The sequence below is a fragment of the Nocardioides sp. LHG3406-4 genome (genome assembly GCF_049897745.1).
In the GTDB taxonomy this organism is placed as follows: domain Bacteria; phylum Actinomycetota; class Actinomycetes; order Propionibacteriales; family Nocardioidaceae; genus Nocardioides.
Window position 1 is genome coordinate 497,776 of record NZ_JAFCWV010000003.1, and the last position, 18,824, is coordinate 516,599.

Sequence of the window (18,824 nt, forward strand, 5' to 3'; positions counted from 1 at the left end):
CAATGACCGACAACAGCACGCCCACCGAGGTCGACGCCCTCGTCATCGGGGCCGGCTTCTCCGGCCTCGCCATGCTCCACCACCTGCGTGAGGCAGGGCTGGACACCAAGGTCGTCGAGGCGACCGACGGAATCGGCGGCACCTGGTGGATCAACAACTACCCGGGCGTCCGCACCGACTCGGAGTTCCACTACTACTCCTTCTCCTTCTCCAAGGAGGTCCGCGAGGAGTGGACGTGGACCGAGCGCTATCCCAGCGGCAAGGAGGTGCTGGCGTACCTCAACTTCGTCGCCGACCGGCTCGACCTGCGTCGCGACATCCAGCTGAGCTCCCGGGTGAGGTCGGCCGTGTACGACGAGGCCACCAACCGGTGGACGGTCACGCTCGAGGACGGGCGCGCCATCGTCGCGATGTACGTCGTCTCCGGGATGGGCGTCCTCTCGCAGGCGATCTACCCCGACATCCCCGGCATCGACACGTTCGCCGGCGAGAAGTACCACACGGCGAGCTGGCCTCGCGAGGGCGTGGACCTGTCGGGCAAGCGGGTCGGGATCATCGGCCTGGGCGCCTCGGGCATCCAGATCGTGCCGGTCGTCGCGCCCCAGGCCAAGGAGTTCTTCGTCTTCCAGCGCACGCCCAACTTCGTGGTGGAGACGAACAACGAGCAGGTGTCCGAGGACTGGATGAACCACGTCCGCGAGCACTACGACGCGATCTTCGAGCAGGCCGCCGCACACCCGTTCGGCGTCGCCATGGAGTACGCCGAGAAGAGTGCGCTCGAGGTCGACGCGGAGGAGCGCCGCCGCGTGTTCGAGTCGAAGTGGAAGGAGGGCGGCTTCCACTTCGCCAACGAGTGCTTCAACGACCTGGCGACCAACCACGAGTCCGCCGAGCTGGCGTCGGAGTTCATCCGGTCGAAGATCCGCGAGATCGTCAAGGACCCCGCGACCGCCGAGCTGCTGTGCCCGAAGGGCTACTCCTTCAACGGCAAGCGGGTGCCGACCGGCCACAACTACTACGAGACGTTCAACCGCGAGAACGTGCACCTGGTCGACGCCAAGTCCGTGCCGATCACGGCGATCACGCCACAGGGCATCGTCGTCGGGGACACCGAGTACGAGCTCGACGTGATCATCTTCGCCACCGGCTTCGACGCGATGACCGGCACCCTGACCAACATCGACATCGTCGGCCGCAACGGGCGCATCCTGCGCGACAAGTGGAACGAGGAGGGGCTGCGGTCCAACCTCGGCATCTCGGTCAACGGGTTCCCGAACTTCTTCATGTCGCTGGGCCCGCAGACGCCGTACTCGAACCTGCCGGTCCCGATCCAGCTGGGCGCGCAGTGGCTCCAGCGACTGCTGGTCTGGGCCCGTGAGCACGGCGTCGAGCGCATCGAGGCGACCGTGGAGTCCGAGGACTGGTGGGAGAAGGAGACGCTGCGTGCCGGCGAGGCCACCGTCATGAGCTCCGAGGGCGAGAAGGCGGGCGCCTGGTTCCTCGGCCACAACGTGGCGGGCAAGCCGCGCGCGTTCCAGGTGTACATGGGCGGCGGGCAGGTCTACCAGCAGTACTGCCGCGAGGCCGAGGAGTCGGGCTACCGGAGCTTCCTCGCCGACCTCGGGGCCTCGACCCCCGAGCCGGTGACCGCATGAGCCGAGGAGGCGGTCGGCTCGCCGGCAAGGTGGCTGTCATCACCGGCGCGGCCTCCGGCATGGGACGCGCCACCGCGGAGCTCTTCGCCAAGGAGGGCGCCGCGGTGGCCGTCACCGATGTCACCGACCCTGCCGGGAAGGAGCTCGTCGAGGCGATCCGGGCCGACGGCGGGACCGCCGAGTACTGGCACCTCGACGTCTCGGACGAGGAGCTCGTCGAGGACGTCTTCGCCGCGGTCACCGTCGTGCTCGGTGGCCTCGACATCCTCGTGAACTGCGCAGGCGTCATCGGGCCGGACAAGCCGACCCACGAGCTCACCGAGGCCGAGTTCGACGCGCTCTTCGCCGTCGACGTGAAGGGTGTGCTGCTGTGCACCAAGCACGCCGTACGGCACATGCTGCACCGTGGCAGGGGCAGCATCGTGAACTACTCCTCGATCTACGGGCTGCTCGGCAACGACGAGTTCACCGCCTACCACGTGGCCAAGGGCGCGGTGACGATGCAGACCCGGCAGGACGCCGCGGTGTACGGCCGTCACAACATCCGGGTGAACTCCGTCCACCCGAGCACGGTGCTCACCCCGCTCGTCGAGGGGATCGCCGACGCGTACCCCGGCGGACTGCCCGCCTACGAGCAGGCCATGACCGGCCGGCAGTCGCTGCGCCGGCTCGGTCGCCCCGAGGACGTCGCGTACGGCGTCCTCTACCTCGCCTCTGACGAAGCCGACTGGGTCACCGGCGTGAACCTCCCCATCGACGGCGGCTACACGGCCCGCTGACGGCCATGACGAAAGGAACACCATGAACACCGTCCCCCAGGACCACCACCCGGTCTCCGTCTACGGCCACGAGCTCCCGGCGGGGCTCTACATCGACGGCGCGTGGACCGGCGCCCCGACCACGTTCCAGGTGGTGGACCCCAGCAGCGGCGACACCATCGCCGACGTCCCCGACGGCACCGCCGAGGACGCCCGGCGTGCGCTCGACGCGGCGACCCTGGCCCAGCGGGCGTGGGCCGGCTGGTCGCCGCGGGCCCGCGCCGACCTCTTCCTCAGGGCGCACCGCCTCCTCCTCGATCGCACGGACGCCTTCGCCGACGTGATGACCGCGGAGAGTGGCAAGCCGCGCTCCGAGTCCCTCGCCGAGTTCGGCCTGTCGGCCGGGTTCTTCCTCTGGTACGCCGAGCAGATCAATCACCTCCACGGGACCTTCGCCTCCGGGTCCAACGGCGGCTACCGCGTCGTCATGACCCACCAGCCGGTCGGCCCGAGCCTGCTGATCACCCCGTGGAACTTCCCCCTGCTGATGTCCGCCCGCAAGGCCGGTGCGGCGCTCGCCGCGGGATGCACCGTGGTGATGAAGACGGCGCAGCAGACCCCGCTGACCGGTGCGCTGTTCGTCCAGGCACTCCACGACGCCGGCTTCCCCGCCGGTGTGGTCAACCTGCTCCACACCACGAACTCGGCTGCGGTCTCCGACACCCTGCTGACCGACCCGAGGCTGCGCAAGGTGAGCTTCACCGGCTCGACCGGAGTCGGCGCCCACCTGCTGCGCCAGGCGGCCGGCAACATCGTGAACGCGTCGATGGAGCTCGGCGGCGACGGGCCGTTCATCGTCCTCGACGACGCTGACGTCGACCTCGCGGTCGACCAGGCCATCATCTGCAAGTTCCGCAACGCCGGTCAGGCCTGCGTCGCCGCCAACCGGATCATCCTGCACCAGGACATCGCCGAGGAGTTCACCGGGAAGTTCGTCGAGCGGGCGCAGGCCCTGACGGTCGGCAGCGGCTTCGAGGCCGGGGTCGACGTCGGTCCGATCATCAGCAGCCAGCAGCGCGACCGGGTCGCCGACCTCGTCGGCCGGTTCGCCGCCGACGGCGCCGAGGTCCTCGTCGGCGGATCGCCGGTCGACCGCCCGGGCTACTTCTTCGAGCCCACCGTCATCAAGATGGACAACCGCGACAGCGACCTGTGCACCGAGGAGCTGTTCGCCCCGCTGGCCGCGCTCTACACCGTGAAGAGCGGTGCCGAGGCGCTCGAGTTCGCCAACGACACCGACTACGGCCTGGCGGCGTACGTGTTCACACGCGACCTGTCACGTGCGTTCTCGATCGCCGAGCGCCTCGAGTTCGGCATGGTCGGCATCAACCGCGGGATCATGGCGGACCCGGTCGCCTCCTTCGGAGGCACGAAGGCGTCCGGCCTGGGGCGCGAGGGCGGCCACGACGGGATCTATGAGTTCCTCGAGCCGAAGTACCTCGCGGTCACGGTGGACGACGAGGCGGCGGTGCTCTGATGTCCGCCGAGGTGACCACCACCGTCAACGAGCTCGACCTCGGGCTCGTCCGCCAGCCCTCCACCGTGCTGTTCGGTCCCGGTCAGCGCCGGCAGCTCCCCGCTGCCGTGGCCGCCTTCGGCGACCGGGCGCTGCTGTGCACCGACGAGCGGATGGCCGGGGACGGGCTGTTCCGAGACCTCGTCGAGGCGCTGACCGGCCGCGGCATCGATGTGGAGGTCTACGCGAAGGTCGAGCCGGACCTGCCGCGGGAGAACCTCCTCGACGTCGTCGAGGCTCATGGCGGATCGACGTTCGACGTCATCGTCGGCGTCGGCGGCGGCTCCGTGTTGGACTTCGCCAAGGTGGCCTCCCAGCTGCTCGCGCACGGCGGTGACGTGCGCGACCTGTACGGCGAGAACATCGTCGAGCGTGCCGGCATCCCGATCATCACGGTTCCGACCACCGGCGGCACCGGAGCGGAGGTCACCTGCATCTCCGTGGTCTACGACGCCGATCGCGGCATGAAGATCGGCGTCGCCTCGCCGTACCTCGAGCCCGCGATGGCCATCGTCGACCCCGAGCTGACCTTGACCTGTCCGCCGGGACTGACGGCCGCGACCGGCGCCGATGCGCTCACCCACCTCGTCGAAGCCTTCACCGGTCGGGCCAAGAACCCTGGCGCCGAGCAGATCGAGGCACACCTCTACGTCGGGAAGAACCTCCTCACCGACCTGTACTGCCGACACGGCCTGACCATGGTGAACACCGCCTTCGCCCGAGTGGTCGCTGACCCCGGCGACCTGCGGGCGCGCACGGACAAGATGATGGCGGCGTTCTGCGCCGGAATGGCGATCAACACCGCCGGGACGGCCGGTGCGCACGCGATCCAGTCGCCGATCGGTGCCCTCACCCACACCGCCCACGGCCTCGGCGTGGGCGCGCTGCTGCCCTACGTCATGCGCTACAACCTGCCGACGCGTCTCGAGGAGTTCGCCGAGATCGGCCGCGTCCTCGGCGTCACCGCACAAGGCGAGAGCGTCGAGGCCCGGGCGCAGGCCGGCATCCGCCGGGTCGAGGAGCTCCTCGAGACCATCGGCTGCCCGCTGAACCTCAAGGCGCTGGGACTCGAGCCCGACGGCTTCGAGTACGTCGCCGACCAGGCGCTGCTGGCCACCCGGCTCACCGCCAACAACCCGCGGGAGCTCGACAAGGACGCAGTGCTGAGCATCCTCGAGCACGGGTACCACGACGACCGGTCCTGGTGGCAGGCGTGAGCGTCGCCGTCGTCGGGACCGGCTCGATCGGCGTGGCCTTCGCGCTCGTGTTCGCGCGGGCCGGCGCCGAGGTCCGGTGCTGGGATCCGCTGCCAGAGGCGATCGGACGGGCCAGGGCCGACCTGGCGGACAAGGCGGCGACGCTGCACCGGCACGGGCTGCTCGACGACCCGGACGCCGTCCTCGGGCTGGTGACCCTCACCAGCGACCTGTCGACCGCCACGGCTGGTGTCGAGCTCGTCCAGGAGTGCGCGCCGGAGGATGTCGAGCTCAAGCGCGACCTGTTCGCGAGGCTCGGCGAGCTCACCGGACCTGACACGGTGCTCGCCTCGTCGAGCTCGGCCATCAGCGCGAGCCGGATCGGTCACGACCTCCCGGCGGCCGACCGGATCCTCGTGGGGCACCCGGGCAACCCGCCGTACCTGCTCCCGGTGGTCGAGGTGGTGCCGAGTCCGCTCACGCGCCCGGATGTTGTGGAGCGCGCCTCCGCGACCTACGCCGATGCCGGGCTGCACCCGGTCAGACTGCGACGCGAGGTCGAGGGCTTCCTGTTCAACCGTCTCCAGGGCGCGGTCCTGCGTGAGGCGTACTGCCTGGTGCGCGACGGCGTCGCCTCGGTCGCCGACATCGACGCGGTGATGCGGCTCGGGCTCGGCCGTCGCTGGGGCGTGGTCGGTCCCTTCGAGACCGTCGATCTGAACACCCGCGGCGGTATCGGCGTGCACGCCGGGCGGATGGGGCCGGCGTACGCGCGCATGGGCGCCGAACGCGGCCAGGACGACCCGTGGACCGAGGAGCTGGTCGCCGAGGTGGTGCGGCAGCGCCGCGAGGCGATGCCCCTGGAGGAGTGGGAGCAACGCGTCCGATGGCGCGACGAGCGGCTGATGGACCTGATCGCAGACGAGGGCGGCAGCGCACCGTCGGCGTAGCTGCCGGCGTTGCGCGGCCCGCCCGTCGGCGAGGCGCGCACCGACTATTCACTTCCCGGCGTGACCACCTGCGGCGCACACTGTAGGCAGCCACCCGGGAGGAGGTACGCCGATGGGTCACCGCTCACGCTCGGTGACGCTCCTCAACGCCTCCTACGAGCCTCTCGGCCACGTCGACTTCCCCAAGGCCGTGCGCATGCTCTTCCGTCAGGTGGCCGTGGTCGAGGAGGGTGACGAGACTCGTCGCATCGGGCCGCACCCGTGGCCGCGGGTGCTCCGACTGGTCCGCTACGTCTTCCAGGCCTGGCTCTACCGCGACGCAGCGTGGCACCGCGGCGGGGTCTTCCTGCGGGACAAGCACCGCTGCGCCTACTGCGGCGCCAAGGCCACGACGGTCGACCACCTGCTTCCACGCTCACGTGGCGGCCAGTGGTCGTGGCTGAACTGCGTCGCGGCGTGCAGCCCGTGCAACGCCCGGAAGGGCAACCGGACCCCCGAGGAGGCCCGGATGCCGCTCCGCTTCGCATCGCCGCGGGTGCCGCTCGTCGGCGAGATCGTCCGCGAGCGCCGAGCAGCCTGACGTGCCGGTGCCCGGCACAGTCAGTGGGCGAGGAACTCCAGCAGGACGCGGTTGAACTCCGCCGCGTGGCTGACGTTGAGCCCGTGGGGCGCGTCCGCCACGACCACCAGCTCGCTGTTGGCGACGGCCTGCGCCGAGCGCTCGCCCGAGACCTCGAACGGCACGATAGCGTCGGAGTCACCGTGGATGACCAGCAGCGGCACGGTGACCTTCGCGAGGTCGCCGGTGAAGTCGCTGACCCAGGACCGGATGCACTCCGCCGACGCGTGCAGGTCGGCCTGGGCGGCGAGGCCCAACGCCTCCTGGCGCTGCTCCTCTGTCACCTTGAGGTCGTCGCCCGCGCTGAAGAAGTTGGTGAGGAAGGCGCCGTAGAACGCCTCCGGGTCGGCGCGCAGCTGCTCCTGCATCCCAGCGATGTCGTCGAGGGTGAGCGCTCCGTCCGGGTGTGCGTCGTCCTTGAGCAGGCACGGCGGGACGGCGGCCGCGAGCACGGCGCTGTGGACCCGGCCCTCGCCGTACGTCCCGACGTAGCGAGCGACCTCGCCGCCGCCCATGGAGAAGCCGACCAGGCTCACGTCGTGCAGGTCGAGCTCGGTGAGCACGGCGTCGAGGTCGGTGGTGAGGGTGTCGTAGTCGTAGGCGGAGTCGGCGCCAGGCTTGCCGGACTGGCCGAACCCGCGACGGTCGTAGGTGATCACCCGGTGGCCGGCCGCGGTGAGCGCCGGCACCTGCCCGGACCACGAGGCGCCGCTGAGCGGCCAGCCGTGGACGAGGACGACGGGGCGCCCGTCGCCGCCGGTGTCCTCGTAGTGGATCTCGACCGAGCCGGAGTTGATGCTGGGCATTGCTGGTCCTTCCCGTCGGGCGCAGGCCCGGTGGCCCGTCGCGCGCCCTCGAGCAAAGCAGGTCGATGGTTGAAAGTCGAAAGACATGCGTCGTTCGAACACATGTTCTAATCTGACACATGGCGCGCGGCGGGTACGGCACAGGGAGCGGGGTGCCGCTGCGCGACCGGGTCCGCGCCGGTGGGGCACAGTCGCCGCCTCCCGCTGCGGCACCTGCCCCTACCGATGCGCACCCGGCCCGGCACTGCTGGATCTCGGCTCCGGTCGACGGCACGAGGCCCCGGCCGGGCCTGCTCATCGAGTGGCGCCGGGTCGAGAACGGACGCTGGGAGGGTCGCGTCGCCTACGTCGCCGAGCTGCGGGCCGGCCGATGGTCACTGGTGGAGGAGTGGGTGCCGGCCGAGCTCCTCAGCTCCGACTAGCTACTCTCCCCAGCCCATTGGATAGACCTCGAACGTCGTGGCGAACGCCACGCCCATCCGCTGCCCGGCCTGCCTCGCGATCCCTTCCAGGAACTCGCGGGGGTCCCAGTTCTCCCAACCGAGCCCCTCGATGTACGCCGCGTGGGCGCGAAGCGACTCGACGCCCGCCTCGAAGGTCGCGGTGACGTCGACGCCGTGGCCCCCGGTGGGCGAGCCGGCGGCCCAGACCTCGCGCACCCCGCCCCACGGCTCGAGGCCATCGACCAGCTGGTCCTTGAAGACCCAGCGGTTCCCGGCGTCGCGCACCGCGTCGATGACGGCCCGGCCGACAGCGATGTGGTCGGCCTGGTTGAAGTTGCGCCCACCCCAGGTCTCCTGGAAGTTGGCGGTGATGACGATCTCCGGACGGTGCCTGCGCACCCTCTCGGCGATCACCCGCCGCAACGCGACGCCGTACTCCAGGACGCCGTCGGTCAGGCCGAGGAAGTCCACGGTGTCGACGCCGACGATGCGCGCCGACTCGACCTGCTCGGCCTCACGTATGCGACGGGCCTCGTCGGGGTGCATCCCGTCGATGCCGGCCTCTCCGCTGGTCACCATGCAGTAGACGACGTGCTTGCCCTGCGCGGTCCAGCGGGCGATGGCGGCGGCTGCGCCGAACTCGAGGTCGTCGGGGTGCGCGACGACGCACAGCGCGCGCTCCCAGTCCTCGCTGAGGGAATGCAGTGGCTCCATGTCGAGGAGCATGGCACGGTTGCGGAGTGATCGTCATCGTCGAGGTCGACCCGTCCGACGAGACCGCGCTGCGGGCCTTCTGGGAGACCGAGCAGGCGGCGATCCGGGCCGACCGCCCGCACGCGCTGCTGCGCACGTGGGAGGCGCTGTCCAACAGCGTGAGGGAGCCCGGGCCCTACTACCGACGGACCCTGTTCGCCGCGCGCGAGGGCGAGGTCACGGCCGGCGTGGCCGAGCTCGGCGGCTCGGTCGAGGACAACACGCACCTGGCCGACCTCGAGATCAGCGTGCTGCCCGACCGGCGCCGCGAGGGCATCGGGCGCGCCCTCTACGACGAGGCACTGCGCCGGTGCCACGCGGCCGGTCGCACCTCGGTCTGCGGGGAGCTGCACGTCCCCGCCGGCGTCGAGCCGGCGACGGCCGGGCCGTACGCCTTCGCGAGGGCCATGGGCCTCGAGGAGGTCCATGTCGAGGACCACCTGGTCCTGCCCCTTCCCGTCGACGACGGACACGTCGCCATCCTGCGCACCGGCGCCGAGGCCAAGGCGTCCGACTACGAGATCATCACGTGGGGCGACACCTGCCCCGACGAGTACGTCGACGCGTTCTGCGAGATGCGCACCCGCATGGACAGCGACGTGCCGATCGGCGAGGTCGACTACGAGCCGGTCGTCTTCACCCAGGAGCGGCTCCGGACGTCCGAGACCCGGCTCGCCCAGTCCTACGGCTCCGTCGTGTCCGCCGCCCGACGGCGCCGGGACGGGGTCTTCGCCGGCTACTCCCAGGTCTACGTGCCGCGCGGCGAGCCCGACGTGCTCCAGGACGACACCCTGGTCATGCCCGAGCACAGGGGCCGCCGCCTCGGCACCCTGCTCAAGCTCGCCACGCTCGGCGTCCTGGCCGAGGAGTACCCCGCATCCACCTCGATCCACACCTGGACCGATCCCGACAACCACGCCATGCAGCGCACCAACCGCGACTTCGGCTTCCGGATCGTGGAGCGGATGCACGAGATGCAGGTCAAGCGCGGCTGACAGAAGGGCCGCTGAGGTTTGAGTGCTCGGCGCCGTGGCACCATCCCAGCATGGTGCGACGGGCGGGGCTTGCGGTGGTCGCATTGCTGCTGCTGCTCGCCACGGGCTGCGGGGACGAGGGTGATGTGAAGGCTACCGACTCGCCTGCATGGCGGACGAGCACCGATCCGGTCGTCACCAGCGGCCTTGCCTGGGCTGCCGGGTCGACCGTGCATCTCTCCGACGGCACGACGATCGACACCGGCGGCTTCGTCCGCTCGTTCGTCGTCGCGGGCGACGGCGCCTTCTTCGTCCCGGCCGAGAGCGAGGAGGACGCAGGGTCGACCACGCTCACCGTCGACGAGCTGCGGTTCGCGACGCCGGGGAAGCCCGCGACCGGCACGGGGTTGCAGGTCTCACCCCAGTTCGTGGCCGGCTCCCCGGACGGGCGTTATCTCGCCGCCATCGACACGACGACCGGCGAGAAGGACAGGTTCGACACGCCGCAAGCGTCCGTGGTGGCCTTCGACCTCAAGACCGGCAAGCAGGTCATCGACTCCACCCTCGGCATGGGAGACCCCGACGAGGACGACCTCGCAGATGCCTACTCCGAGGCGGAGATGGAGATCTTGTCGATGACCGACACGAGCCTCTACGTCCGGGCGCTCGGGGAGTTCGTCTTCGATCTCGCCACCGGCGAGGGCAGGGAGCTGGAGGAGGGTGAGCGGCCGCAGGCAGCGGACTTGCACTCGAGCCCGAACGGCGAGTGGCGCATCGAAGGCGCGGACGAGGGGCGGATCCGGATCGTGGGGGCCGACGGTGCGGAGGTGACCCCCGTGACGGAGGGCCCGCGGTGGAACCTCTCCTGGTGGGCTGACGATCGCACCGCCGTGGGGACCTACATCACCGGGCCCAACACCGGCATCCGGACCCAGCCCGGGGACTCCGTCGCCCTGATGACGTGTCAGGTGCCGTCGGGTGAGTGTGAGGTCTTCGAGGAGTCTGCGGGGCAGACGGTGGTCTTCCCGTACGGCGCGACGGCCGGCAACGGGATGGTCCTCCAGGGCGGGGACGAGTCGTGACCGACCCGGAGATCGAGTACCAGCGGCTCACCTCGGGTGACGCCGCCTCGCTGCGCTCGGCCGCCGCGACGCTCGAGTCGACGATGAGCCAGCTCGACGGTGTCCGGACGGAGCTCGCCGACGTGTGCGTCACGATGGTGTGGACCGGCTCGGCGGCCAACGTGTTCCAGGACCGGGCGCTCGGACTGCGCCAGGGCGTCGTGGCGACCCGAGCCGCCATCGGTCGCGCTCGCGGGGCGCTGGAGACCAGCGCGTCGGCGTACGAGATCGCCGTGGACGACGCGGGCTACTACATCGGCTTCTGGCGCAACCGGCCGACGCTGCCGCCGGTGATCGAGGAGCTCTTCGCTCGCGTCGTCAACGCACGCCTGCTGTCGGTCGGAGTGACCTACAACGAGCAGCTGGCGGGTGTCTCGGCCGTGCTGTCCGGCGAGGAGGTCGATCTCGACGAGCTGGACGAGGACACCCGAGAGTGGGTGGAGAAGGGGCTGGCGAAGAACGACGACTGGCTGGGCGGGAACGACAGCAGCCTCGGACCGCTCATCCCGAACACGGCGGCCACCGGCGATGATCGCGGGCTGGTCCCGCAAGGCCTGGGCTACGTCCCCGGGACGGGCTCCGGGACGGGAACCCTGGTGCAGACCTATTGGTCCAAGGACGGTTCCTACCTCGCACTGATCGACGAGGCGACCGGACGGGAGATCGGTGAGGCCCAGCTCGGCACCCACCAGGACGAGTTCGGCAACACCCTCAGCGACAGTCGGCCGACCCACGCCGGTGGCGTCACCGTCGATGGCGACAACGTCTACGTGACCGACAAGGGCGAGATCTACACCTACTCGCTCAAGGACCTGCGCAATGCCTCGGCAAGCGATCCGGTGCCCCAGTCGGCGCCGCCCATCACCGGTCTCGATGGCGGGTCCTACTCGACCATGAAGGACGGCAGGCTCTACATGGGCGACCACGGCGCGAGCAAGCTGTACGTCTACGAGAGGAGCTCCTCGGGCGACTGGGAGAAGGTCGACACCGTCGAGACTCCTGCCGACTGCCAGGGCGTCCTCGTGCGCGACGGCGAGTACGTCTTCAGCTCGTCGCTGGGCCGCGACAACGGGAGCTCCCTGATCGTCCAGAACCGGTCGGACGAGACCGATCGCAGCGAGCCCTACGACCTGCCCAACATGTCGCAGGGCGTGGTGGAGGTCAACGGCGACCTGGTCGTCACCTACGAGTCCGGCGCCGAGGAGTACGACCACATGAAGTCCGGCGACTGGGGCTGGCTGTGGGGAGTTCCCGACGACGACAGCCTCTGGGCCAACCCCTACATGACGCGCACGCCACTCTCGGACCTCGGTCTCACCGAGGACTTCGAGGTGGAGCCCTCGACGCTCACGAAGGCGGCCAACGATCTCGACTCGCCCGCGTCCACGCTGGCCTCGGCCGCCTCGATCCTCGACAGCGTGCACGTGCAGGCGCACATGTTCGGCGAGGTGCCGAAGGCCGCTGCCGTCAGCAAGGCCGTCAACCAGCTCGTGGAGTTCTCCTCCGAGAGCGTGCTGACCGGGGCGAAGGCGGTCGGCCTGGCCGGTGACAACCTCGCGACAACGGCCAACGACTACCTCAGCACCGACGGCTACATCGGCTCCTCGTTCAGGAGCGGAGCGCCTCGATAGGGCGGTCGTCATACGAAGACGGTGGTGGGGCGGGTGGGGCTCGAACCCACGACCCAAGGATTATGAGTCCTCTGCTCTAACCGACTGAGCTACCGCCCCGAGGGCGCCGAGCCTAGTGGGGCGACGTCATCGTCGGCTCGACGGTGGGTGGCCTGGTAGTCGAGCAGCGCGTCGCGTCCCCGCGTCACCTCGCGCTCAGCTCTGGGCAGGAGCGACGCAGCGCCCCCGGTGGAGCCGGAGTCGGCAAGCAGCTCGAGGGCGGAGACAGCCTCCCGGGCGGCGACCAGGCCCAGGTTGCCGGCGCTGCCGGCGAGCCGGTGTGCACTGAAGCGCAGGGCATCAGCATCCTCCGAGTCGACCGCGGAGCGCAGGGCGGCCAGCTGGTCGTCGGCACCGGCCACGAAGTTGCCGATCGCGCGGTCGAGGTACGACGTACCGGCGCTGTCCATGTCGCGCAGCATGTCGAGCCGGCCGAGGTCGATGCCGTCGACGATCCGGCTCTCGGCCTGGACGCCGGGCTCGACGTCGTCAGGCGACCCCACGGGGCGAGTGGCGTCGAGCCAGATCTTGAGGGTCTGGGCCAGCGCCTCGGGATCCACGGGCTTGGTGAGGAAGTCGTCCATGCCGGCCTCGAGACAGCGCTCACGCTCACCCGGCACTGCTGCCGCCGTCATCGCGATCACCGGCACACGGGGCCCGTCGTCGAAGCGCACGCGCAGCTCGCGGGTCGCCGCCAGACCGTCCATCCGCGGCATCTGCACGTCCATCAGGATCAGGTCGTGGCGCAGCGGGTCGTAGAGCTTGATGGCCGCGAGCCCGTCGTCGGCTGTCTCCGCCGCGTAGCCGAGCGCCTCCAGCAGACCCACCGCGACCATCTGGTTGACCGGGTTGTCCTCCACGACGAGCACCCGTCGGCGTTCGCCGTCGATGAGTGGGAGCGCCGCAACGCCGCCCGCCGGCTTGGCGGCGCCCAGCACCGGACCACCCGCCGGCGGGCACAGGAACGCCGTGAACCAGACGTGCGTGCCCACACCGCGCTGGCTGTCGAACCCGATCTCGCCGCCGACCGCCTGCACGATCTCGCGAGAGATCGCCAGGCCCAGTCCGGTGCCACCGAACACCCGGGTGGTCGAGGTGTCGGCCTGCTGGAAGGGCGCGAACAGCGTCTCGGCGTCGACGTCGGTCCCCACGCCGGTGTCGCGTACGTCGGCGCGCAGCATCCAGCCGTCGTCGGTCTCCATCGCGCTGACGTGTACGACGACGGCGCCCTCGCGGGTGAACTTCACAGCGTTCGAGACGAAGTTCGACAAGACCTGGGACAGCCGGGTCGGGTCGCCGTTGACGACTGCGGGCACCGCGTCGTCGTAGGTGTTCTCGACGTACAGGCCCTTCGACCTGCCGGTCGAGAGCAGCGGGGTCACGGCGCTGTCGAGCACCGACCTGACGTCGAAGTCGATCGCCTCGAGCTCGAGGTGCCCCGCCTCGATCTTGGAGTAGTCGAGGATCTCGTTGATGAGGCTGAGCAACGCTCGCCCCGACAGTTCGACCCCGGAGACGAGCCGGCGCTGCTCCGCATCCAGGCCGGAGCGCATCAGCAGGTCGTTGAGGCCGAGCACGCCGTTGAGCGGCGTCCGGATCTCGTGGCTGATCATCGCCAGGAAGTCCGACTTCTGGCGCGACGCCTCCTCGGCTGCGTCGCGGGCCTCGGCCAGCACTCTCGCGGTCGCCTCCCGCTCCGCGACCCGGCCGATCTGTACGGCGGCCTGCTCCGCCATCTGCTCGATCATGCGACGCCGGATGATCGGCGGCTGCGACGTGATCGTGTAGATCGCGCGCACCTCACCCGCGTGGAGCACCGGGCAGGCGAGGGTCAGGCCGGTCTCGTCCCAGACCGGGGCCCCGGCGGCCAGGCACCTCTTGGCCAGGGCCAGGTCGAGGGCGAGAGACCCGGGATCGAGCACGTCTGCGGCGTGGTCTGCGTCGTCGACGTACAGGGGCGTGACCTCGCCACCCTCGCAGTTGAATCCCCGAGCGCGTTCCCAGCTGTCGTGCAGCAGGATGAGCGTGCGCGCGTCGCGGAGTACGTCGGCCATCGTGCTGGCCTTGTTCGCGGCCCTGGCGACGGCCTCCATGAGCACGTTCTGGGCCACCTGGTCCTTCAGGGCGAGCTCGGCCTCGAGTGTCTCGGTGATGTCCTGCACGGTCCCGGCGACGGCGACGACCTGGCCATCTTCGCCGAGTGTGCACTCGGCCTGCACCCGGACCCAGATCCATCCCTCGATGCCCCGGGCGCGGGCGACGAACCGCACGTCGGTCCCGGTCGCTATCGCGGTCGCGAGGTCCTCATCGAGGGTTCCCCTGTCCCTCTCGTGCACGAGCGAGAGGAACTCACCGTGGGACAGTCGGCCCGGCTCACCCAGGTCGAGCATGAGGAACAGCCCGTCGGATCCCGTCACCACGTCGTGCGTGACGTCCCAGCTGAAGCTGCCGATGCGGGCGATGCGCTGGGCCTCCGCCAGCCGCTCCTGGCTGGCGGAGAGCTCGTCGACAGTGTGCCGGCGATCGGTGTAGTCCGCCATCCGGTGCAGGACCCCGGTGAGCTCTCCGGAGTCGTCGTACAGGGGGGTCTCGCTCGCCAGCACCCACACCAGGCTGCCGTCGTCCTGCACGAACTGGACCTCGAAGTCGGAGTCGTTGAACAGTCCGCCGCGCATCTCCTGGAGGTGGTGGGCGAACTGGAGCCTGCCGACCCGGTCGAGGAAGTCGAACGCGGTGCGCTCCGCCGCCTGCTCGACGGGCACGCCCATGAGCTCCGCACAGGCAGGGTTGACGTAGAGCAGCCGGCCGTCGAGGTCGAAGACCCAGATGGCGTCGGTCGAGGTCTCCACGATCTCGCGGTACAGATGTGCCAGCTCCACGGCGTGCGTTCCCTCCCGACCCTGTCGTGGTCACGATAGGTGGGCGCACGGGGCGCGGGTGCACTTTTCGCCGAAGGTGGCCGGTCTGTATCAGCCCTCGGCAGCGATCAGGAACGAGTCGCCGGACTCGACCAGGTGCAACCGAACCGTGTCGCTCTTCGGACCTGTCGTCGTCTCGTAGTCGACGTCGTAGGTCACCGTCATCCCGGCCGGGTCCGCGTCGATGGCGCGCACCGTGGCGCTCTCGATGGTGGCCCAGAAGCCCTTGTACTGGCCGTACCCGCCGCTGTCCGACTGGAAGTCCCCGGTGAGACGCGTCCAGGCCGACTTCGGGTCGGAGGTCACGGTCTGCAGGTAGTCCTCCACGAACGCCTCCATGGCGGCTGGATCCGGCTGCGCCGGGGGCGACTCCGAGGTGGGATCCGGGTCTGGCTCCGAGCTGGGGTCCGCAGGCGACGACGTCGACTCGTCGGCGGCCGGGGGATTGGGATCCTCCTCCTTCCCGCCGAGCTGGCTGGCTACGTAGGCGATCACGATCACCAGCAGCAGCCCCAGCAGGGCCGCCAACCACGGCATGACCGACCGCCGACGCCTGGGCCGCGCCGCGGGCGCGGCCGTGACCGGCTCGACCGGTGTCGCGGTCAGCATCTCGGTGTGCGACTCCCGCTCGGGGGGAGCCGGAGCATCCGGGGTCGTGGAGGTCGGCTGGGCGACCGCCGCCGCCGGCGCCCGCTCGACGGTGTTGCCGCGTCCGGCCAGGAAGTCGCGCACCTGGCTCATCGACCATCTCTGCTCAGGGTCGGTGGCCATCGTGTTCTCCAGCAACGGCGCGAGCCAGCCCGCGTCGTCTAGCCGCGGCGGCGGCTCGTTGACGATGCGGTACATGGCGCCGAGCACGTTCTCGCCCACGTCGTACGGCGGCCGGCCGGCCAGGGCGTGGAAGAGCGTCGCCCCCAGCGACCACACGTCGGCGGCAGGGGTGGCGGTCTGGCCCGACGCCACCTCGGGGGAGAGGTAGGCGGGGGAGCCGGTCACCAGGCCGGTCTGCGTCAGCGACGCCTCGGCCTCCGCGCGGGCGATGCCGAAGTCGGTGAGCTTGGCCTGGCCGTCGGTCGTCAGGAGGATGTTCGAGGGCTTCACGTCTCGGTGCACGACGCCCGCGGTGTGGGCGGCAGCCAGCGCGTCGGCGGTCTGCCACAGGATCTCCGCGGCGCGCTCGGAGCTCAACGGTCCGTCGGCGCGGATCACCTGAGCCAGGCTGGAGCCCTCGATGTACTCCATCACCAGCCACTGCTCGTCCTGCTCGTCGACCAGGTCGTAGATGGCCACCACGTGCGGGTGGTTGAGGCGGGCCGCCAGCCGCCCCTCGCGCTCGGCGCGCTCGAGGTCGGGGGTCGAGGCGCCGGGCATCATCCCGATGCGCTTGAGCGCGACGTCTCGGTGCAACACCTCGTCGCGGCCGAGCCAGACCGCGCCCATGCCGCCGCGCCCGATCTCCCGGTCGAGGGAGTACCTGCCTGCAATCACGTCGGTCAGCCTAGGAGCAGCCGCGGCGGTCGGCACCATCTGGCAGGCTTGCTCTGCCCGGTACGCCGTGCCGGCCCACTCTCGAGAGGAACATCTGTGTCGACCCCGAACGTCCTGGACGACCTCGAATGGCGCGGGCTCATCGCGCATTCGACTGATCTCGACGCGCTGCGTGCGGCGCTGGGCGAGGGCAGTGTCCGGTTCTATGTCGGTTTCGACCCGACCGCCCCCAGCCTCCACATGGGCAACCTCGTCCAGATCGTCACCGCCAGGCGGCTGCAGGACGCCGGTCACACGCCGTACCTGCTGGTCGGAGGAGCCACGGGGATGATCGGTGACCCCAAGGACTCCGCTGAGCGCACCCTCAACTCCCTCGACACCGTCAAGGGCTGGGTCGAGAAGGTGCACGACCAGATCGAGCCGTTCCTGTCCTTCGAGGGCCGCAACGCCGCCACGATGGTCAACAACTACGACTGGACTGCGTCCATGTCGGTGATCGACTTCCTGCGCGACATCGGGAAGCACTTCCCGGTCAACCGGATGCTGGCGCGCGACACCGTCAAGCGACGCCTGGAGTCGGGCATCAGCTACACCGAGTTCTCCTACGTCCTGCTGCAGTCCATGGACTACCTCACGCTCCATCGCGACCACGGCATCACGCTCCAGTTCGGCGGGTCCGACCAGTGGGGCAACATCACCGGCGGGGCCGAGCTGATCCGGCGGGTGACCGGCGACCACGTGCACGCCTTCGCGACGCCCCTGGTGACGCGCGCCGACGGCACCAAGTACGGCAAGACCGAGACGGGCGCTCTCTGGCTCGATCCCGAGATGATGTCGCCGTACGCCTTCCACCAGTTCTGGCTCAACGTCGAGGACGAGAAGGTCGTGGAGATGCTGCGGCTCTTCACCTTCCTCTCCCACGATGAGATCGACGACCTGGCCGCCCAGACCGAGGAGAAGCCGTTCCTCCGGGCCGCCCAGAAGGTGCTGGCCGACGAGGTCACGACCTTCGTGCACGGCGCCGCCGAGACGGCGGCCGCCAGGGAGGCAGCCGCCGCGCTGTTCGGCGGCGGAGTGCTGCACGGTCTCAGTACGACGACTCTGGCCGCGGCGCTGCGCGAGGCAGGCTCGGTCACGGTGGACCGCTCCGGTGGTCTGCCGTCGGTCGTCGACCTGCTAGTGAGCACCGGCCTGGCGGCGAGCAAGGGGGAGGCGCGCCGCACGATCAGCGAAGGTGGCGCCTACCTGAACAACGTGCGCGTCGAGGACGCCGACGCCGCGCCCGCCGATGGGGACCTGATCGGGGGCAGCTGGCTGGTGCTGCGCCGGGGCAAGAAGAAGCTCGCCGGGGTCGAGGTTCGTTGACCACAGGCCGCTGACCTGCGCATACGCAGTTGTGGCCGCCGTCACGGTGGATGGATTTGCGCAGCCAGGGACATTCACCTAATGTTCTCCGAGTCGCCAGGGAGCGGCGGGGAGCAAGGTCGCGAGACCGGGCTCCCGGCCCCGGGTAGACCACCCCAACACCACAACCTCAATCCGAGGTCGACGAGTGCGCGCAATAGCGGCTGGTCAATCTCGGACCTGATGTGGTGCGCCGGTCAGCCGGCACGGGAAGGCAAGAATGCCCGCCGATTTGCATCGGTGTAATTCAAGCCGCTAAGTTTTGCGAAGTCCCGGTACAAGGCTCACTGTTGTGGGTGGCGGTCGGGTGCGTCTGATTTTTGAGAACTCAACAGTGTGTCATAGTCGACGAATTAGTTTGTTATGCCCTTCGATTTTTTGTTGGGTTTTGTTTTTTTCGGCAATGATTCTGGCGAAAGTCAGGGTTTGTTTGTCGGGAGCAAGTTTTCTACGGAGAGTTTGATCCTGGCTCAGGACGAACGCTGGCGGCGTG

Annotated in this window: 15 protein-coding genes and 1 tRNA gene; 11 read left to right on the top strand and 5 right to left on the bottom strand. The window is 69.8% G+C overall.

Annotated elements, in window-relative coordinates; all coding sequences use genetic code 11:
* The first annotated feature begins 2 nt into the window (after nucleotides 1-2).
* The 6 genes from ACP7BP_RS14175 to ACP7BP_RS14200 all read left to right on the top strand — a co-directional run bounded on the left by ACP7BP_RS14175 (nucleotide 3) and on the right by ACP7BP_RS14200 (nucleotide 6,715).
* Nucleotides 3-1,655 (top strand): flavin-containing monooxygenase, encoded by a 1,653-nt coding sequence (locus tag ACP7BP_RS14175; RefSeq protein WP_426245404.1) that lies wholly within the window; start codon nucleotides 3-5, stop codon nucleotides 1,653-1,655.
* Nucleotides 1,652-2,434, top strand: coding sequence for an SDR family NAD(P)-dependent oxidoreductase (locus ACP7BP_RS14180; RefSeq protein WP_426245406.1), 783 nt, complete (start codon nucleotides 1,652-1,654; stop codon nucleotides 2,432-2,434). Before ACP7BP_RS14175 ends, ACP7BP_RS14180 begins: the two co-directional genes overlap by 4 nt.
* Before the next feature lie 22 nt (nucleotides 2,435-2,456).
* On the top strand, nucleotides 2,457-3,950 hold the full coding sequence (locus tag ACP7BP_RS14185) for an NAD-dependent succinate-semialdehyde dehydrogenase (protein ID WP_426245407.1): 1,494 nt from the start codon (nucleotides 2,457-2,459) through the stop codon (nucleotides 3,948-3,950).
* Nucleotides 3,950-5,206 (top strand): iron-containing alcohol dehydrogenase, encoded by a 1,257-nt coding sequence (locus ACP7BP_RS14190; RefSeq protein WP_426245409.1) that lies wholly within the window; start codon nucleotides 3,950-3,952, stop codon nucleotides 5,204-5,206. The genes ACP7BP_RS14185 and ACP7BP_RS14190 overlap by 1 nt, the downstream gene beginning before the upstream one ends.
* The gene (locus ACP7BP_RS14195) at nucleotides 5,203-6,135 is read left to right on the top strand and encodes a 3-hydroxyacyl-CoA dehydrogenase (protein ID WP_426245410.1); all 933 of its coding nucleotides are present in this window, start codon (nucleotides 5,203-5,205) and stop codon (nucleotides 6,133-6,135) included. Before ACP7BP_RS14190 ends, ACP7BP_RS14195 begins: the two co-directional genes overlap by 4 nt.
* 112 nt (nucleotides 6,136-6,247) lie before the next feature.
* Complete coding sequence (locus ACP7BP_RS14200) at nucleotides 6,248-6,715, top strand: HNH endonuclease (protein WP_426245412.1); 468 nt, start codon at nucleotides 6,248-6,250, stop codon at nucleotides 6,713-6,715.
* Nucleotides 6,716-6,735: 20 nt separating this feature from the next.
* Here ACP7BP_RS14200 and ACP7BP_RS14205 read toward each other — a convergent pair whose 3' ends face one another.
* Nucleotides 6,736-7,560, bottom strand: coding sequence for an alpha/beta fold hydrolase (locus tag ACP7BP_RS14205; protein ID WP_426245414.1), 825 nt, complete (start codon nucleotides 7,558-7,560; stop codon nucleotides 6,736-6,738).
* A gap of 119 nt (nucleotides 7,561-7,679) precedes the next feature.
* On the opposite strand from ACP7BP_RS14205, the gene ACP7BP_RS14210 reads away from it, so the two are divergent.
* Entirely contained in the window at nucleotides 7,680-7,982 is a 303-nt protein-coding gene (locus tag ACP7BP_RS14210; protein ID WP_426245416.1) for a hypothetical protein, read from the top strand.
* Here the strand turns inward: ACP7BP_RS14210 and ACP7BP_RS14215 are convergent, their stop codons facing one another.
* The gene (locus ACP7BP_RS14215) at nucleotides 7,983-8,717 is read right to left on the bottom strand and encodes a PIG-L deacetylase family protein (protein ID WP_426245417.1); all 735 of its coding nucleotides are present in this window, start codon (nucleotides 8,715-8,717) and stop codon (nucleotides 7,983-7,985) included. It lies immediately after the preceding gene.
* Between the two features lie 26 nt (nucleotides 8,718-8,743).
* Between ACP7BP_RS14215 and ACP7BP_RS14220 the strand changes: the two genes are divergently transcribed.
* Genes ACP7BP_RS14220 through ACP7BP_RS14230 form a run of 3 tightly spaced genes read left to right on the top strand, consistent with a single transcriptional unit; the run spans nucleotide 8,744 to nucleotide 12,482 of the window.
* The gene (locus tag ACP7BP_RS14220) at nucleotides 8,744-9,751 is read left to right on the top strand and encodes a GNAT family N-acetyltransferase (protein ID WP_426245419.1); all 1,008 of its coding nucleotides are present in this window, start codon (nucleotides 8,744-8,746) and stop codon (nucleotides 9,749-9,751) included.
* A 50-nt stretch (nucleotides 9,752-9,801) separates the two neighbouring features.
* The gene (locus tag ACP7BP_RS14225) at nucleotides 9,802-10,812 is read left to right on the top strand and encodes a hypothetical protein (protein WP_426245420.1); all 1,011 of its coding nucleotides are present in this window, start codon (nucleotides 9,802-9,804) and stop codon (nucleotides 10,810-10,812) included.
* Nucleotides 10,809-12,482, top strand: a complete 1,674-nt coding sequence (locus ACP7BP_RS14230; protein ID WP_426245422.1) for a WXG100 family type VII secretion target — start codon at nucleotides 10,809-10,811, stop codon at nucleotides 12,480-12,482. Before ACP7BP_RS14225 ends, ACP7BP_RS14230 begins: the two co-directional genes overlap by 4 nt.
* A 22-nt stretch (nucleotides 12,483-12,504) precedes the next feature.
* Here ACP7BP_RS14230 and ACP7BP_RS14235 read toward each other — a convergent pair.
* From ACP7BP_RS14235 to ACP7BP_RS14245, 3 genes are all read right to left on the bottom strand, one after another.
* Nucleotides 12,505-12,581: transfer RNA gene (locus ACP7BP_RS14235), tRNA-Ile, on the bottom strand.
* A complete protein-coding gene (locus ACP7BP_RS14240) occupies nucleotides 12,572-15,400 on the bottom strand; it encodes a response regulator (protein ID WP_426245423.1) in 2,829 nt (942 codons plus the stop codon). The genes ACP7BP_RS14235 and ACP7BP_RS14240 overlap by 10 nt, the downstream gene beginning before the upstream one ends.
* Nucleotides 15,401-15,490: 90 nt before the next feature.
* Entirely contained in the window at nucleotides 15,491-16,927 is a 1,437-nt protein-coding gene (locus ACP7BP_RS14245) for a protein kinase domain-containing protein (protein WP_426245424.1), read from the bottom strand.
* A gap of 96 nt (nucleotides 16,928-17,023) precedes the next feature.
* Here ACP7BP_RS14245 and tyrS point away from each other — a divergent pair, with 96 nt between their 5' ends.
* Nucleotides 17,024-18,292 carry a tyrosine--tRNA ligase gene (tyrS, locus tag ACP7BP_RS14250; RefSeq protein WP_426245425.1) on the top strand — a complete coding sequence of 423 codons (1,269 nt, stop codon included), beginning with the start codon at nucleotides 17,024-17,026 and terminating at the stop codon, nucleotides 18,290-18,292.
* The last annotated feature ends 532 nt before the right edge of the window (nucleotides 18,293-18,824 follow it).

Bases quoted from the DNA above. Each gene is read 5' to 3' on its own strand.
- ACP7BP_RS14205 (WP_426245414.1), bottom strand. From the start codon at position 7,560: ATGCCCAGCATCAACTCCGGCTCGGTCGAGATCCACTACGAGGACACC.
- ACP7BP_RS14225 (WP_426245420.1), top strand. From the start codon at position 9,802: ATGGTGCGACGGGCGGGGCTTGCGGTGGTCGCATTGCTGCTGCTGCTC.
- ACP7BP_RS14210 (WP_426245416.1), top strand. From the start codon at position 7,680: ATGGCGCGCGGCGGGTACGGCACAGGGAGCGGGGTGCCGCTGCGCGAC.
- ACP7BP_RS14190 (WP_426245409.1), top strand. From the start codon at position 3,950: ATGTCCGCCGAGGTGACCACCACCGTCAACGAGCTCGACCTCGGGCTC.
- ACP7BP_RS14200 (WP_426245412.1), top strand. From the start codon at position 6,248: ATGGGTCACCGCTCACGCTCGGTGACGCTCCTCAACGCCTCCTACGAG.
- ACP7BP_RS14185 (WP_426245407.1), top strand. From the start codon at position 2,457: ATGAACACCGTCCCCCAGGACCACCACCCGGTCTCCGTCTACGGCCAC.
- ACP7BP_RS14175 (WP_426245404.1), top strand. From the start codon at position 3: ATGACCGACAACAGCACGCCCACCGAGGTCGACGCCCTCGTCATCGGG.
- ACP7BP_RS14180 (WP_426245406.1), top strand. From the start codon at position 1,652: ATGAGCCGAGGAGGCGGTCGGCTCGCCGGCAAGGTGGCTGTCATCACC.
- ACP7BP_RS14215 (WP_426245417.1), bottom strand. From the start codon at position 8,717: ATGGAGCCACTGCATTCCCTCAGCGAGGACTGGGAGCGCGCGCTGTGC.